Annotated in this window: 15 protein-coding genes; 7 read left to right on the top strand and 8 right to left on the bottom strand. The window is 65.6% G+C overall.

The genetic code is table 11. From position 1 onward, the window contains the following. Nucleotides 1-13: 13 nt before the first annotated feature. Nucleotides 14-886: an orotate phosphoribosyltransferase gene (gene pyrE, locus EHV23_RS11080; protein WP_125096127.1), complete on the bottom strand. Its 873-nt coding sequence runs from the start codon at nucleotides 884-886 to the stop codon at nucleotides 14-16. Between the two features lie 408 nt (nucleotides 887-1,294). Here pyrE and EHV23_RS11085 point away from each other — a divergent pair, with 408 nt between their 5' ends. The 4 genes from EHV23_RS11085 (at nucleotide 1,295) to EHV23_RS11095 (ending at nucleotide 3,583) form a co-directional block, all read left to right on the top strand. Then, a complete protein-coding gene (locus tag EHV23_RS11085; protein WP_125096128.1) occupies nucleotides 1,295-2,119 on the top strand; it encodes an HAD family hydrolase in 825 nt (274 codons plus the stop codon). 133 nt (nucleotides 2,120-2,252) lie between these two features. Beyond that, nucleotides 2,253-2,513, top strand: coding sequence for a hypothetical protein (locus EHV23_RS11090; protein ID WP_125096129.1), 261 nt, complete (start codon nucleotides 2,253-2,255; stop codon nucleotides 2,511-2,513). Beyond that, the gene (locus EHV23_RS15295; protein WP_158615941.1) at nucleotides 2,510-2,680 is read left to right on the top strand and encodes a hypothetical protein; all 171 of its coding nucleotides are present in this window, start codon (nucleotides 2,510-2,512) and stop codon (nucleotides 2,678-2,680) included. Before EHV23_RS11090 ends, EHV23_RS15295 begins: the two co-directional genes overlap by 4 nt. A 126-nt stretch (nucleotides 2,681-2,806) precedes the next feature. Then, nucleotides 2,807-3,583, top strand: coding sequence for an exodeoxyribonuclease III (locus tag EHV23_RS11095; RefSeq protein WP_125096130.1), 777 nt, complete (start codon nucleotides 2,807-2,809; stop codon nucleotides 3,581-3,583). Nucleotides 3,584-3,629: 46 nt separating this feature from the next. Here the strand turns inward: EHV23_RS11095 and EHV23_RS16640 are convergent, their stop codons facing one another. Together EHV23_RS16640 and EHV23_RS11105 are read right to left on the bottom strand one after the other, a co-directional pair. Then, the gene (locus EHV23_RS16640) at nucleotides 3,630-3,962 is read right to left on the bottom strand and encodes a type II toxin-antitoxin system RelE/ParE family toxin (protein ID WP_125096131.1); all 333 of its coding nucleotides are present in this window, start codon (nucleotides 3,960-3,962) and stop codon (nucleotides 3,630-3,632) included. Further along, nucleotides 3,959-4,153 (bottom strand): antitoxin, encoded by a 195-nt coding sequence (locus EHV23_RS11105; RefSeq protein WP_125096132.1) that lies wholly within the window; start codon nucleotides 4,151-4,153, stop codon nucleotides 3,959-3,961. Before EHV23_RS11105 ends, EHV23_RS16640 begins: the two co-directional genes overlap by 4 nt. A 272-nt stretch (nucleotides 4,154-4,425) precedes the next feature. On the opposite strand from EHV23_RS11105, the gene EHV23_RS11110 reads away from it, so the two are divergent. Then, nucleotides 4,426-4,821 carry an extensin gene (locus tag EHV23_RS11110; protein ID WP_125096133.1) on the top strand — a complete coding sequence of 132 codons (396 nt, stop codon included), beginning with the start codon at nucleotides 4,426-4,428 and terminating at the stop codon, nucleotides 4,819-4,821. A gap of 573 nt (nucleotides 4,822-5,394) precedes the next feature. Continuing rightward, nucleotides 5,395-7,713 (top strand): NADP-dependent malic enzyme, encoded by a 2,319-nt coding sequence (locus EHV23_RS11115; RefSeq protein ID WP_125096134.1) that lies wholly within the window; start codon nucleotides 5,395-5,397, stop codon nucleotides 7,711-7,713. 203 nt (nucleotides 7,714-7,916) lie between these two features. On the opposite strand, the gene EHV23_RS11120 is transcribed toward EHV23_RS11115, so the two are convergent. Continuing rightward, nucleotides 7,917-9,041, bottom strand: a complete 1,125-nt coding sequence (locus tag EHV23_RS11120; protein WP_125096135.1) for a hypothetical protein — start codon at nucleotides 9,039-9,041, stop codon at nucleotides 7,917-7,919. A gap of 733 nt (nucleotides 9,042-9,774) precedes the next feature. On the opposite strand from EHV23_RS11120, the gene EHV23_RS11125 reads away from it, so the two are divergent. Continuing rightward, nucleotides 9,775-11,265 (top strand): AmpG family muropeptide MFS transporter, encoded by a 1,491-nt coding sequence (locus EHV23_RS11125; protein WP_125096136.1) that lies wholly within the window; start codon nucleotides 9,775-9,777, stop codon nucleotides 11,263-11,265. A 173-nt stretch (nucleotides 11,266-11,438) separates the two neighbouring features. Here the strand turns inward: EHV23_RS11125 and EHV23_RS11130 are convergent, their stop codons facing one another. The 4 genes from EHV23_RS11130 to EHV23_RS11145 all read right to left on the bottom strand — a co-directional run bounded on the left by EHV23_RS11130 (nucleotide 11,439) and on the right by EHV23_RS11145 (nucleotide 14,464). Beyond that, on the bottom strand, nucleotides 11,439-12,386 hold the full coding sequence (locus tag EHV23_RS11130; protein ID WP_125096137.1) for a hypothetical protein: 948 nt from the start codon (nucleotides 12,384-12,386) through the stop codon (nucleotides 11,439-11,441). A 47-nt stretch (nucleotides 12,387-12,433) separates the two neighbouring features. Further along, nucleotides 12,434-12,811 carry a phage holin family protein gene (locus EHV23_RS11135; RefSeq protein WP_158615942.1) on the bottom strand — a complete coding sequence of 126 codons (378 nt, stop codon included), beginning with the start codon at nucleotides 12,809-12,811 and terminating at the stop codon, nucleotides 12,434-12,436. A 292-nt stretch (nucleotides 12,812-13,103) separates the two neighbouring features. Beyond that, nucleotides 13,104-13,493, bottom strand: coding sequence for an ElaB/YgaM/YqjD family protein (locus tag EHV23_RS11140; protein WP_158615943.1), 390 nt, complete (start codon nucleotides 13,491-13,493; stop codon nucleotides 13,104-13,106). Between the two features lie 299 nt (nucleotides 13,494-13,792). After that, the gene (locus tag EHV23_RS11145) at nucleotides 13,793-14,464 is read right to left on the bottom strand and encodes an alpha/beta hydrolase (protein WP_125096140.1); all 672 of its coding nucleotides are present in this window, start codon (nucleotides 14,462-14,464) and stop codon (nucleotides 13,793-13,795) included. Nucleotides 14,465-14,473 lie beyond the last annotated feature (9 nt).

The raw sequence follows: 14,473 nt of genomic DNA on the forward strand, positions 1-14,473 counted from the left end.
CCCTCCACTGTATTCAGGCACGCCCCCCGGTGCCATAGCGCCGGCGATAGTCGGCGATGGCAGAGCGATAAGTGGCAAGCATCGCGTCACTGTAACCGCCGGCAGAAGTGGCCTCACCCGACGCATTTCGTGTGCTGGAATGCTCAACGTGCTGTGTCAGATAGGCCAACAGGTCATCCAGCGTGGCCAGTGCATGCACCTCCATCTCATAGCGCTGCCGCACCTCGTCGACGGCCGAAAGCGCCGCCACCTGCTCGGCGTTGCCGCCGCGTTCCATCCGGTCCAGCGCAATGAACACGCCAGCCGGTTCGGCCCCGGCTGCCCGGATGATCTCCACCGACTCCCGCACCGAAGTACCGGCCGAGATCACGTCGTCGATGATGGCCACCCGCCCTTTGAGCGGCGCGCCCACCAGATTGCCGCCCTCGCCATGGTCCTTGGCCTCCTTGCGGTTGAAGGCGAACGGGATGTTGCGGCCCTTCTGTGCGCAGGCCACCGCCATGGCCGAGGCCAGCGTGATGCCCTTGTAGGCGGGGCCGAACAGGACGTCGAAGCCGCGGACAGGTGCGAGGGCTGCCTGTGCCTTCGTGCCGCCGGTGCCGGTTGCAGCGTTGCCCGCCTGAGCTGCCGTGTCGCCGGCACGTGCTGTCGTGTTGTCGGCCTGTGCGCCAGTCTGTGATGATCCTTCAGCAGCCAGTCCCCCCTCTACTTCCAGCAGCCGGTCGGCGTAGAACCCGGCCAGCCTGCCCAGCCCGGCACCATCATGGAACAGCCCGGCATTGAAGAAATAGGGCGACAGCCGCCCGGCCTTGGTCCTGAACTCGCCGAAGCGCAGCGCACCGGTGTCGAGGGCAAAGCGGATGAAATCGTGGGAGAGGGAGGTCATGGGGGGGCTCCTGAAGCGGGGGCGATGGTGCTGGTTGTCCTGCGCGGGTCTGTCCCGGGTGGCAGCTCGTTCGATGCCGTGAATCTTACTGGTATATGTGCCTGGCGCGTGTCGTGGACGCATTCATCCCTGCCAAACCCCTGACGCTGGGCGTGCAGGACGGGGTGGCCATCCTTGCCTGCGTGTGCGCCCTGGCTGCCACGGTCGGGGGCGGGCCAGCGGGGGCATGAATGCGTTCATGGCACGGGCACGCTCTACAATCCGTCCGCAACAGTGACGGCTGAACCGCCACCGCAGGCGGGGCGGACGCTCCTGTCTTTACGCCGGAGCGGATGCACCGACTGCACGCCTGTTGCACGGGCGGCCAGTGCCGTGCCACCCCGGTTCACGTGCCTCGAGGAGACCCCCATGCACGCCACCCCTGTTGCCTCCCTGCCTTTCCATACCGTCCTGTTCGACTTCGACGGCACGCTGGTCGACAGCGCTGCCTGCGGCGTCGAGGCCACCCAGTGGGCCTTTGCCGATGCCGGCCTGAACGTGCCGGACGCCGGGGTCATCATCGCGAAGATGGGCATTCCCATCGAGGTGAGCTTTGGCCAGATGGCCAGCCACCCGCCGGACGAGGCTGGGTACGAACAGCTGATGGCGCGTTTCCGGGCCAAATATCGTGAAGTGGCCGACCGGGGCATGAAAGCCTTCGACGGCATTGCGCCGCTGCTGCAGGCACTGAAGGCACAGGGTGTGCGCACCGCCATCGTCACCAGCAAGCGTTCCGATGTGGCGGCCCGCAATCTGGAAACCGCTGGGCTGGGCGGGCTGATTGATGTGCTGGTTGGCTCCGACAAGGTGGCGCACTGCAAGCCGGCGCCGGATGCCGTGCATGCAGGCCTGGCGGAACTGGCGCGGCTGCGACGGGGAGGTCGTCCAGTGGATGAAACCGTCATGGACGAGGAACGGGAAGGTGCACCCGCGGCAGGGACGGCGAGGACAGGGCAATCCGCCCCTGCCGGTGTCGTGGGTTCCCTGCGGGACGGTGAGGATGTCGTTGGCAGACTGTCGCAGGTGCTGGTCGTGGGAGACTCCAGTTACGATATCGACATGGGCAAGGCGGCAGGTGCTGCCACCTGTGCCGTCACCTGGGGCGCCCACAGCCATGAAGAACTGGCGCGCAGCCGGCCGGATCATATCGTGCACAGTGTGCCGGCGCTGGCGGCGCTGCTGAATGTGATGTGAAAGACATGCCGTCGGTCCCGCGCGAGGCCGAACACGTCCATGACACGCCCGGTAAACTCCCCCTGTGTTCGCGCAAGCCAGGAGGCACCCGAATTGCGTTCCTGCTGGATAGCGTGACAAGGAGGGACTTCCCGTGCTGAAACGCTACCTGCTCATGTCGTCCGCATGCTGCAGCCTTCTGGTTGCGCTTCTGCATGTGTTCGTCATCATCAACGGTGCGCCGGCCTACCGGTTCTTTGGCGCCGGCGAGACGCTGGCGTCGATGGCCGAACAGGGTTCGTGGCTGCCCGGCGTGCTGACGGCCGGTATTGCACTGGTTTTTGTCGTGTCTACGCGGCAGCGGCTGGCTGGCGGGTTTGGCCGTTACCAAAGCTGCGGCTGGGGCTCATCGTGATCGCTGCCATCTATACGCTGCGGGGGGCTGCCGTGCTGCCGGCACTGTTTTTCCGGATGCACATGTCGGCGTTCGACCTGTGGTCGTCGTGGATTTCGCTGGCCATCGGTGTGCTGCACTGTCTGGCCACATGGCTGTACATCCGGGATGACATGTCATCGTCATAGAGGGCCGGAATGTCGCTGACAGATTTTCATGCCGGGGTACGCAAGACCGGGTTGCCTGCTGTGCGTTGCAGGCACGCTTCCGAAAGGTAAACTCCCCCTGTGTTCGCGCAAGCCAGGAGGCACCCGATGCTCCGCGTCGTTTCCCAGAATCTCAACGGCATCCGCTCAGCCGCCCGCAAGGGCTGGTTCGAGTGGGCTGCCACCCTGAACGCCGACGCCATCTGCGTGCAGGAGGTCCGCGCCCATCTGGCCGACATGACGGAAGACATGAAGACGGTGGGCAAGGCCCCCGGACGCTTCCATCTGGCCGAACGCAAGGGTTATGCCGGCGTGGGCATCTACACGCCGCACACGCCGCAGACCGTCGTGGAGGGCTTTGGTCAGCCCGAGTTCGATGCCGAGGGCCGCTACATCGAGATGGACTTCGGCACGCACGCCATCATCTCCGTCTACGTGCCGTCGGGCTCCTCGTCGGAAGAGCGCCTGCAGCGCAAGTTCGTCTTCATGAAGGATTTTGCCGCCCACATGCAGGCGCTGAAGGACAGTGGACGCGAGATCATCCTCTGTGGTGACTGGAACGTGGCCCACAAGGAAATCGACCTGAAGAACTGGCGTTCCAACCAGAAGAACTCGGGCTTCCTGCCCGAAGAGCGTGAATGGTTCACCCAGCTGCTGGACCTGGGTTTCGTGGATGTGTTCCGCCAGCTGGACCCGCGCGCCGAGCAGTACACCTGGTGGAGCAACCGTGGCCAGGCCTGGGCAAAGAACGTGGGCTGGCGCATCGACTACCAGCTGGCCACCCCGGGCATGGCCGCCGCGGCCCGGCGAACCGAGATCTACAAAGAGGTGCGCTTCTCGGACCATGCGCCGCTGATCATCGATTACGACTGGCCCCGTGGGTGATGCCTGGGGGCTGCGTTTCAGGGTGTTGAGCGTGTCATGAATTCGTTCATCCCTGCGAAACCCCCTGTGGGTGATCAGGCCCGGGGAACTTGCGCCGGCCGTGTACGACGGTCAATATGGTTATGGCCTGATCCGATACTTTGTAGAGGATCACGTAGGGAGGGACCGGGATTTCCCGGGTGCCCGGGAATCGTTCGCTGATCCGGAAAAGCTGCGGGAATCGCCGGAGCGGCTGAACAGCGGATTCCAGACGCTGAACCATCGCCAGGGCGTTCTGTGGACTTTGCTGTGTGATGTAGTCACCGATCTCCTGTACTCTGGACTGGGCAAGCTCGCTCCAGATGATTGGCAGTGATGGCGGCAACGTGTTCCGGGTCATTGAGCCTGTCCCGCCCGGGACAGGATTCGCTGGCGCATTTCTGTCATGAACTGGTCATGTTCCTTGCCGGGACCAGTCTCGGCAAGGGCTTGGGCGATCTGTTCACGAACCCATTCCACGTAGCCGGGCTCTTCCCCGGTTGTGGGGTCGTCGTGGATCAGGGGGTCGAGGGTGGGGGTGGCTGTGTTCATGACCTCTCCAGCGGGTGTCTGTCCATCATACGGGATGACAGAAGGGCCGCCAAGCCCCGTTTGCCTGCTGACAGGCATCCGGATCGTCGGACGCTTCCGGGGCGGGACTGTCGCACGAACTGGTGATCGCGCCCGATTACGTGATACGTTTGCCCGTATGATGTGATGGCAGGCGCCGTTGGCATGAACTGCTGACGTGTCGGCAGCAAGGCATGTTCCGCTTGTGCGGTATCTGGCATTGACCACCGGCCACGAGCCAAGGGAGACACACCATGTATTTCACCCCCGTCCGGGTCCTGCCCGAGGGTACGGTCTACTTCACCGATCTCACGCCCGTGCGCCGTTTTGCCGACTGGCTGGATGCGTTCGACGTGCTGCTGGCAGAGAACACCCGCTTTGCCACGGTCTGCGCGCCCATGCGGCTGGAAAAGAGCGACGAGCAGCGCATTGCCGACCGCAGGGAATACCTGATGTGGATCCGGTCCCATCAGCCCCGGCTGGCCGAACGCTGCGTGGCCATGCTGCTGATCGAGCCCGATCCGCCACAGCTGGCCCAGATACGGGAGCAGTCGGCCAAGCTGGCTGCTTCACTGGGCGTGAACTACATCGTGGAGGCAGACGAGGCCACGGCGCTGGCACGTGCCGAGGCTGCGCTGAAGATGGCCTGACTGCCAGAGTATTTTCCTTCTGAGGCTACGAGTCACGAATACTCACCCGCCCAGCCCGCCTGGATCAGTGCGTTCATTTCGTCGATCGACATGACCCTGTCTGGTGTGAATCGTCCGTCCAGGACATGAATGAAGGCATCGATGCTACCCGGTGGCGATTCCGGGGCGTGCTCGACGGCCGGGTGATCTGCAGGAGGAGGGCCGGAAGCTGGCCCTTTGGAGGGTGATGTTGACATGATGACGCTGGATGCTGGTTTACACAGTGTCGTGACAGCCTGTACGGCAGGATGGCCACGCCAACCATCATAGCCGTCCCACCATCGTCACTTCCCGCTACACAGTTACGCCGTTCGGTGTAATCTTGCGGATATACGTTCAGGGCATACCCATGGCACCCGGAACGGGCGGTCTCTGACCCGTTCATCGCGCGCCCCGGGAGCATGTCTCCCGCCTGGCCCTGCACGATACCCGCTCCTCCGTCAGACCCCTGCGGTCCGCACGCCTGCCCCGTATCCGAATGCCGGGGTGGCCGCCGGCCGGTGCCGGTCTGTTCCCTTTCATTCACACTGCCTCATGACCAAACAGCTTTCTGCCGCCGAAGCCGCCCTGCGAGACGCAGCGCGCGAGTATCACGCCCAGCCCGCCCCGGGCAAGGTTTCCGTCCGTCCCACCAAGCCCCTGTCCAACCAGCGTGACCTGTCGCTGGCCTACTCGCCGGGGGTGGCCTATCCGTGTCTGGACATCCAGGCCGATCCGGCCAAGGCGGCCGAGTACACCTCCCGTGGCAACCTGGTCGGCGTGATCACCAACGGCACGGCCGTGCTGGGGCTGGGCGACATCGGCCCGCTGGCCGGCAAGCCGGTGATGGAAGGCAAGGGATGCCTGTTCAAAAAGTTTGCCGGCATCGATGTGTTCGACATCGAACTGGCCGAGCGTGATCCGGACAAGCTGGTCGAGATCATCATGGCGCTGGAGCCCACGCTGGGCGGCGTCAACCTCGAGGACATCAAGGCGCCGGAATGCTTCTACATCGAGCGCGAGCTGCGCCAGAAGATGAAGATTCCCGTCTTCCACGACGACCAGCACGGTACCGCCATCATCTCGGGCGCCGCGCTGGTCAACGGTCTGGAACTGGTGGGCAAACCCATTGGTGACGTGAAGGTGGCCGTGTCGGGCGCCGGCGCTGCAGCCCTGGCCTGCCTGGACATCTTCGTGGCCCTGGGGGTCAATCCGAAGAATGTCTATGTGGCCGACTCCAAGGGCGTGATCTACAAGGGTCGCCCGGGCGGCTACGACGAGTCGAAGGCCCGCTATGCACAGGACACCGAGGCCCGCACGCTGGCCGATGTCGTGAAGGGGGCCGACGTGTTCCTTGGCTGTTCCACTTCCGGCGTGCTGACCGGCGAGATGGTCAAGTCGATGGGCGAGCAGCCGGTGATTCTGGCGCTGGCCAACCCCGAGCCGGAAATCCGCCCCGAGGACGCGCGTGCCGCCCGCCCGGACTGCATCATCGCCTCCGGCCGTTCGGATTATCCGAACCAGGTCAACAACGTGCTGTGCTTCCCGTACATCTTCCGGGGCGCACTGGACTGCGGTGCCTCGTGCATCACCGAGGAGATGAAGCTGGCCTGCGTGCGTGAAATTGCCGCCCTGGCCAAGGCCGAGCCCAGTGACGAGGTGGCCGACGCCTATACCGGCAAGAACCTGAACTTCGGCCCGGACTACATCATCCCCACGCCGTTCGATCCGCGCCTGATCCTGCGCATCGCCCCGGCAGTGGCCGAAGCCGCCGCCGCGTCCGGTGTGGCCAGCCGTCCGATCGAGGATCTGGACGCCTATCGCCAGTCGCTCTACCACTATGTGTACTCGACCGGTCTGCTGATGCGTCCGGTGGTCGCTGCGGCCAAGGCCGCGCCGGCCGCGATCAAGCGCGTGGCCTATGCCGAGGGCGAGGACGAGCGCGTGCTGCGCTGCGCCCAGACCGCCATCGACGAGGGACTGGCCTATCCCATCCTGATCGGCCGGCCGGCGGTCATCGAGGACCGGATTCTCAAGGCCGGGTTGCGCATGCGTGCCGGCCAGGACATGGAGATCGTCAACCCCGACGATGATGCCCGCTTCCGCCAGTACTGGGAAGAATACTGGCGCCTGATGGGCCGTCGCGGTGTATCGCAGGAGGCTGCCAAGGCCGGTGTGCGCCGTGCCACCACGCTGATCGCCGCGCTGATGGTGCGGCTGGGCGATGCCGATACCATGCTGTGTGGCACGCTGGGCCGCTTCGACGTGCATCTGGGGCACATCCGTGACGTGATCGGCTCGCGCCCCGGCAAGCCGCTGGCCACGCTCAACGCGCTCACCATGGGCAACCGGACGCTGTTCATCACCGACACCTACGTGAACGATTCGCCCGACGCCGAGACGCTGGCCAAGATCGCCCAGATGGCGGCCGAAGAGGTGAACAACTTCGGCATTCCGCCGAAGGTGGCCTTCGTGTCGCACTCGCAGTTCGGTGGCTCCAACCGGCCCTCGGCCATCAAGATGCGCGAGGCCCGCGACATCTTCCGCAGCGTGGTGCCCAATGTCAGCTGCGACGGCGAAATGCACGGCGACGCTGCCCTGCGCCCCGAGCTGCGTGACCGCCTGGTGCCGGACAGCACGCTGGAAGGCGAGGCCAACCTGCTGGTGTGCCCGAACCTGGATTCGGCCAACATCCTGTTCAACGTGCTGAAAACCACCGATGGCCATGGCGTGACCATCGGCCCGATCCTGCTGGGCAGTGCCTTCCCGGTGCACGTCATGACCCCGTCGGCCACCGTGCGCCGGCTGGTCAACATGACGGCTCTGGCCGTGGCCGAAGTGGCGGCACGCAAGGCCAAGTGCGCCGCGGCATAATGGTTGCAGCCGGGCGCGCATGACCACGCCGGCCGTGCCCTGAATCCACCGGGGATTCTGCGGCCCTGCCGCCCTGTCATGCGCGCCCAGCGGGGATTTTGCGGGCGCGCATGGCGCCTGTACATGCGCCGGACCTGGCGGCAATCTTTCGCGTCACAAAAAACCCGGGATGTCCTGTCTGGACTGGCCCGGGTTTTTTGTGATCACTGGGCGTTGAGCTTCGTGTGATAGTGCCGGTTGATCCACTGGCCCGCGATACCGGGATTCCGGATGGAATCCATCAGGTAATAGCCCACCGCCTTCAGCGATTTGCCGGGCTTCCAGTCGGCTGCCACTTCCCAGATGGAGCAGCCGGTCCGGTGCATGTCCGTGCGGTTGTCCTCGACCCGCCAGCAGAGCTGGAACTGGTTGTCGGCATAGCCTTTCTTCAGGAAGAGGCCCAGCTCGGGCGTGCTGTTGTCCGGGCCCTCGCTGCCGAAACGCCATGTGTGCAGGTACTGGTTCGGATCCAGCTTGTATACGGTCAGGCGGCGAATGATCGTGGTCGAGGAAGTGCCCAGCATGGCGGCACGCGCCGCCCCGGCATTGTCGGTGCTGGGGAGTTCGGTCTGCAGGGCCGCCAGCGGGCCGATCTGCAGCACATCGGCATCGGCGGCATCGTTTGCCGTGCTGGCCGGCAGGGGGCCGTGCGCCGACAGGCCGAATTCGATGGTGTCCTTCGCAATCGGGTTGGCCGGCGCTGCACCATTGTTCGTCCACGGGAACGACTGGGCCTTCCACGCATAGGGGCCGATGCCATTGGTGCCGGCCTTGTCATACGTCATCTGGTCGATGCCGGCCACCATGGTGTCGTCAGTGATCTTTCCTTCCGGGGGCTGGCCCGTGGCGTTCAGCAGCGGTACCGGCCACGGATCGCCTCCCGCCGTCACATCGCTGTATGAGCCGCGCAGTGCGGTGGCCAGCACATCACCGCGTACGCCGCTGGCGGAGACGGTGGCTGGCTCCCTGGCAGGTGTGGCGCCGGAAGCATTCTGTGCAGCGGCTGCATCGCCGGTTGCCGCCTGTGCCGTGCCATCCGTGCCCGTGTCCTTTGTGGTGGCACCGGAATTTCGTGCCGCGCTTCCGGCGTTCGGTGTTCCGTTGCCAGCATGCCGGGCTGCCTGTCCAGTCGTCGCCTTGGCGCTGATTTCGCCACCGCTGGCATCGATGGTCTGTGGGGTGTCATTGCCGCCGCCGCAGGCGGCCAGGCTGGTGAGCAGGACCAGTGCTGCGGCCTGCCGGATGGATGTTGCGGCGCTGCGCCGCGCTGGATCGGATTTCCGGATCATGGGGTTTCTCCCTGGAGGGTGTTGGAGGGTGTTATGGACTCATTCGTCCCTGCGGCACCTCCCGGGGAGCCTCTGCAAAAGTCCTGCGGCACTTTGGTCTCCATGCTCGGTCGATCCAGTGCGTTGCCATTTGCCGCCAATAGCCCTGCTATTGCCGCCAAATGGCGCCTTCTGGCTCATCCCGATCCTGGGCCCCAAGCGCTCGCAGACTTTTGCAGAGGCTCCTCTGGGCATGCGGGCCGATACGTCGGCAGATGCGGCGTTCGAGTCGTCCCGCATGGTGAGAGAAACTGGCGTGTACAGGGGCAAGCAATGGTCCCGGTTTTGTTCAGAATTTTTTGCAATTACTTGCTCCGGTCTGTCGTTACCAGCAGGGCGTTACGTTTGCCCGCAGTTTTGATGGCTTGACATGCGCTGTGATCATGAGGCAATGCACTTCGATCACGAGGCAGTGTGCGGCAATGATGAGGCAATGCACCGCGCGCAGGAGGTAGCTGCCTGTCGCGTCGCTGTGCTGCCCGCTTCACTCAGGTGGGTCAGTTTTACTTCGGCAGGTGGGTCAGTTTCTCATCGGCGGTGACATTGGCTCGTTTCTGCGCCGTGTGGTTCCCGGGCACCATACCGTTCCCCCGCATAGGCCCCCATCGCCCGTCCATCCGTCCGGCGCGCCGGCACAGGATGTGCAGCCCCATGCTGGCCGCCTTCCGCGCCTGCCCGCTGCTACACTTGCCGCATGAGTACCCCTCCTTCCCGCCACACACCCAGCCTGTGGCAGACCTATGGGCAAGTGTTTGCGTCGCGGCGCATTGCGGCCATGCTGCTGCTGGGCTTTTCCAGCGGCCTGCCGCTGGCGCTCACGGCGGGCGCCCTGCAGGCGTGGCTGACGGTGGAAGGAATCGACCTGCACACCATCGGCTACTTTGCGCTGGTGGGGCTGCCCTATACCTTCAAGTTCGTCTGGGCACCGCTGCTCGACCGCTTCGAGCCGCGGCTGCTGGGGCGGCGACGGGGCTGGATTCTGGTGTTCCAGCTGGCCATGGCGCTGGCCTGTCTTGCGTTGGCGCAGCTCGATCCCAAAACCAGCATCCGCTTCATTGCCACGCTGTCGGTGCTGGTGGCGTGGCTGTCGGCCTCGCAGGACGTGGTGTTCGACGCCTACCGGGCCGATGTGCTCACCCCGGAAGAGCGGGGGGCCGGGGCGGCCGTGTCGGTGCTGGGGTACCGGCTGGCCATGCTGGTGTCCGGAGGCGGCAGCTTCATTCTGGCCGATACGCGGCTGGGCTGGCCCGGTACCTACTGTGTCCTGGGTGTCATGCTGCTGCTGCTGATGGGCGCCACGGTGTGGAGCCCGCGCATCGAGCGGCCTGCCGGTGCACGCAGCGGGGCCGGGGCCGAGCTGAAGGGCTTCGTGGCCATGGTGGCCGGGGGCGCGCTGGTCTGGTGGCTGGCCTCACTGCTCAGCCGGCCCGTGCTGGCGGCACTGGAGGCCGGTGCACTGGGGCAATTGGTGGCCGAAACGCTGGTCATGCTGCTGACGGGGGTGGGGGCGGTGCTGGTGGCCCGGAAGGTGGGCTTCCCGTCGTTCGTGGGGCCATGGGATGCCTTCTTCTCGCGCCCGCATGCGCTGGCCTTTCTGCTGCTGATCGTGCTGTACAAGCTGGGCGATGCCTTCGCGGCCAGCCTGTCCACCAGCTTTCTGCTGCGCGGCGTGGGCTTCAGCCAGGCCGAGATTGGCGCCATCAACAAGGGCTTTGGGCTGCTGGCCACCATCGTGGGCGCGCTGCTCGGCGGGGCCTGGCTGTCGTCACGCTCGCTCTATCAGTCGCTGATGCTGTTCGGCATCCTGCAGGCGTTTTCCAACGTGGGCTACTGGCTGCTGTCGGTGCTGCCCAAGAGCTATCTGCTGATGGCGGGTGCCATCGGCATCGAGAACCTGTGCGGGGGGCTGGGCACGGCGGCCTTCGTGGCCTTCCTGATGGCGCTGACCGACCGGCGTTTCTCGGCGGCACAGTACGCACTGCTGTCGGCCCTGGCCGCCATCGGCCGGGTATACGTGGGGCCGGTGGCCGGCGTGGTGGTGGAACAGCAGGGCTGGCCCACCTTCTTCCTGCTGACGGTGGCCGCGGCGGTGCCGGGACTGCTGATGCTGTGGTGGCTGCGTCGCGAGGTGGGCGCGCTGGACGCGCAGCGCGACCGGTCTGCTGTTCTGGCGGACGCTGACTGAGCGCACAGGGGGGGCGCTCCTCCAGCGCGCCAGAACGATCTGGTCCATACATGCTCTGACACACGCCAGCCCCCGGGTTTGCATCGCAATCATGCGCAATGCGCTCTCTGTATGGAAAGGGCACCGTCGTTCTTCTGCAGAGGTGCCCTGGAGCCCCGCGCGATGTTTTCCGGTTACCTGGTGAAGTGCCTGATCTGCTTCCACACCTGCTGTTCGGCCAGCAGCTTGCCCGTTTTGTACAGTGCCTTGCGGGTGGTGTGATTGCGCAGCAGCAGGGTGGCCGCCGGTATGGCCATGGCCAGCCCCAGTGCCGTGGCGGCGGTGGGGTAGCGCAGCAGCAGCCGCATGGTCTGGCTGCGTGGAAAGGTGTCATCTGCCGGCGCACCCGCCTCCGGCTTGCTGCCAAAGGCGCTCGCCTGTTCTTCCCTCAGCAGCTCCTCGTCGATGGGGACGCCGTCTTCGTCGACCAGCAGTGAGGGCTGCAGGGCACTGGCACGTCTGAATGCAGAATCATGCATGCCGGACGGGGTGTCCGTATCGAACCGGTCTGCCTGGGCCTGGCGCCATCCCCTGTCCTGCCGGTATTCACCTTGCTGTTGCCGCTCCAGATCGGCCATGCGCCGGGCAAGATCGGCCGCGGCCGCCTCTGGATGGGAGGCTGCACTGGAGGATGTGTCCGATGTGCCGGCAGATGCGGATGAGGTGGAGCGAAAGCTGCTTCCGGATGCCGAAAAGGAGGGCGATGACCCCGTGGATGCACCGGAGGATTGAGCGCCGGTAGCACGCCTGAGCTGCGCCATGGCGGCACGCAGGTCGGCCATGGCCTGCTCCTCGGCGTGTTCGCGCCCGCTGGTGCCGGTCACGCTGGTTGTGCCCGTATGCGCTTCACGGATGCCTTCCCGGTCGTCTGGCTGGTTGTCACGCCGTGCAGACTGGCTGGCCGGGGTGCTGTGGACCGGGCCGTTCCGTGTGGCACGGGACGGGGCGCCACCCGGTGCCCCGACAGCCTGCCCGGGCAGGGTTTCCGGCAGGCCGCGACGGCGCTGGATGCGCGCGAAGATGTCTTCCGCGGTTTCGCGTGCGGCCGACATGGAAGCAGGGGTCAGGCGGTCTTCATTCATGATGCATGATTATCGAAAGATGAAACACGCACGGTGGGGCATGGGCGTCACGACTGACCGGGAGACCGTTCCTGCTGCAGACCGCTTCTGAGGCTCTGCAGGTCGTCGGCCAGCACCTGGCGGCTGAGAGGGAAGGGACTGGGGTGTTGCCGGAGCAGGCGGCGGATGCGCCAAACCAGCACGGCAGAGAGGCTGATCCAGAAGGCGGCGGCGATGCCCAGGGCGGCGAGGCGCCAGGGGGTATCCCAGGCCAGCAGCACGAGGGTGGCCATCAGCCAGACCAGGCAGATGATGATGACGATGACGGCCGCCAGACCAAGGCCGGCCAGCTGGGCCAGCCAGCGGGATTCGTTGCCCAGCTCCAGGGCCAGCAGACGGCTGCGGTCGTCCAGGCCGGCAACGAGATCGGCGGCTGTGTGCTTCATGCGCCGGATGTGGGGCTCGAGCAGTCTTCCGAACATGGGCAATGGACCGGAGCGGTTGAAGGGGGCCAGCGTGGGGACGGTGAGTCCATGACACGCTTTGGGGAAAATCAGGACAGGGACCGCACGGAGGCGGTCCGCAGGGCAGCCCGGAACGATCCGGGGCATGGAAACAGGGGAGGGGCCGTGTGATGCCCTTCGCCCTGTCTGCCTGCCATGCAAATGCCCGGGCAAACAACCGGATGCCCGGGCAGCTCATCGACAGGCGTCACCACGTGTGGCGACGCATGCCGGATCAGCGGCGCGACAGCAGGAAGCCGATCACCAGGCCTGCGGCGGCGGCCATGCCGGCCGTCTGCCACGGCGAGGTGTGGGCATAGTCGTCCACCCGGGCGGCGCCTTCACGGGCGCGGCGATGCACTTCGTGGGCCGCATCCTGGGCGGCGTCGGAGATGCGGTGAACCGAGTCACGCATCTGGTCCAGCGCGGCGCGCACCTCGGGGCGGTCACGCAGCGATTCGCTGTTGAGCAGGTCGGTCAGATCGGCCTTGAGGGCCTCCCACTCGTGTTCCAGGCGGTCGCGCGAACGCGAGGCCGTGCGACCGGCACGGCGGCGGGTTTCCTGCATGGCCTTTTCCAGTTCTTCCAGGCGGGCGGCCAGTTTGTCGGTGATGTTTTCTGCCATCTCGTGTTCCTCGTTGAGTTGATGTGACAGGGATGGGCATCCGGCCAGTCCGGAAGGGGGCCCATCTGTGAACACGGTGACACGGAACGGCCCGCGGGGCGTGTGTCTCCGTGACGCCATGCAGCGCAGCCGGGGGTACTGCAGATGAGTCCGGCGTTGCCCGGACCGGCGTCATGCCGGCCACTTTGCTGAATATGGAGTCATTTGCCGGCTGGCGCAAGGGGCAGCCGGGATTTATTTTGTTCGCGTCTTGTATCGGTGTCGGGAGATCCAGGGTCCGGCGCCGTAGCCTGCCGGGTTCAGGCGGTTGCCAGCACCCGCTTCAGGAAAGCGTCGATGTCGGCCACTTCGTCCGGGCAGACGCTGTGCGGCATCGGGTACTGGTGCCAGTCCACCCGGTAGCCCAGTGCCTGCAGCTGGTCGCGCGAGGCGATGGCCCGCTGCAGGGGGACGACAGGGTCTTCGGTGCCATGGGCGAGAAAGATGGGCGTATGCTGGTTGGCCGGGTTGCGCTCGGTCTCTGTGGTGGCAGCCAGCGGCAGATAGCCCGACAGACCGACGAGGCCAGCCAGCCGGTGCGACTGGCGCAGCCCGGAGAGCAGCGTCATGGCGCAGCCCTGCGAGAAACCCATCAGCACGATGCGGTGGGCCGGAATGCCCCGGGTGATCTCGCGTTCGATGAGGGTGTCGATGGCCTGCTGCGACCGTCGCAGGCCGGCCTCGTCCTCGCGCTGCGTGAGGTCTCCCTCGCGGATGTCGTACCACGCCCGCATGACGTAGCCGTTGTTGATGGTGACCGGCATCTCGGGCGCGTTGGGGAAGACGTAGCGCACCCCGACGCCAGGGTCGAGCATCTGGGCCACGGGGACGAAGTCGTTACCGTCGGCCCCCAGTCCGTGCAGCACGATGACGGCTGCTTCCGGGGTGGGGCTGGTGGCAAATTCAAGTGTTTCGAGGGGGCTGCTGGTCATGGGGTACCT

Source organism: Lautropia dentalis (assembly GCF_003892345.1).
GTDB classification, from domain to species: Bacteria; Pseudomonadota; Gammaproteobacteria; order Burkholderiales; family Burkholderiaceae_E; genus Lautropia; species Lautropia dentalis.

Excerpts from the sequence above, each read along its gene's own strand:
- pyrE (WP_125096127.1), bottom strand. The coding sequence starts at position 886 with ATGACCTCCCTCTCCCACGATTTCATCCGCTTTGCCCTCGACACCGGT.
- EHV23_RS11085 (WP_125096128.1), top strand. The coding sequence starts at position 1,295 with ATGCACGCCACCCCTGTTGCCTCCCTGCCTTTCCATACCGTCCTGTTC.
- EHV23_RS11095 (WP_125096130.1), top strand. The coding sequence starts at position 2,807 with ATGCTCCGCGTCGTTTCCCAGAATCTCAACGGCATCCGCTCAGCCGCC.
- EHV23_RS16640 (WP_125096131.1), bottom strand. The coding sequence starts at position 3,962 with ATGACCCGGAACACGTTGCCGCCATCACTGCCAATCATCTGGAGCGAG.
- EHV23_RS11105 (WP_125096132.1), bottom strand. The coding sequence starts at position 4,153 with ATGAACACAGCCACCCCCACCCTCGACCCCCTGATCCACGACGACCCC.
- EHV23_RS11110 (WP_125096133.1), top strand. The coding sequence starts at position 4,426 with ATGTATTTCACCCCCGTCCGGGTCCTGCCCGAGGGTACGGTCTACTTC.
- EHV23_RS11115 (WP_125096134.1), top strand. The coding sequence starts at position 5,395 with ATGACCAAACAGCTTTCTGCCGCCGAAGCCGCCCTGCGAGACGCAGCG.
- EHV23_RS11120 (WP_125096135.1), bottom strand. The coding sequence starts at position 9,041 with ATGATCCGGAAATCCGATCCAGCGCGGCGCAGCGCCGCAACATCCATC.
- EHV23_RS11125 (WP_125096136.1), top strand. The coding sequence starts at position 9,775 with ATGAGTACCCCTCCTTCCCGCCACACACCCAGCCTGTGGCAGACCTAT.
- EHV23_RS11130 (WP_125096137.1), bottom strand. The coding sequence starts at position 12,386 with ATGAATGAAGACCGCCTGACCCCTGCTTCCATGTCGGCCGCACGCGAA.
- EHV23_RS11135 (WP_158615942.1), bottom strand. The coding sequence starts at position 12,811 with ATGAAGCACACAGCCGCCGATCTCGTTGCCGGCCTGGACGACCGCAGC.
- EHV23_RS11140 (WP_158615943.1), bottom strand. The coding sequence starts at position 13,493 with ATGGCAGAAAACATCACCGACAAACTGGCCGCCCGCCTGGAAGAACTG.
- EHV23_RS11145 (WP_125096140.1), bottom strand. The coding sequence starts at position 14,464 with ATGACCAGCAGCCCCCTCGAAACACTTGAATTTGCCACCAGCCCCACC.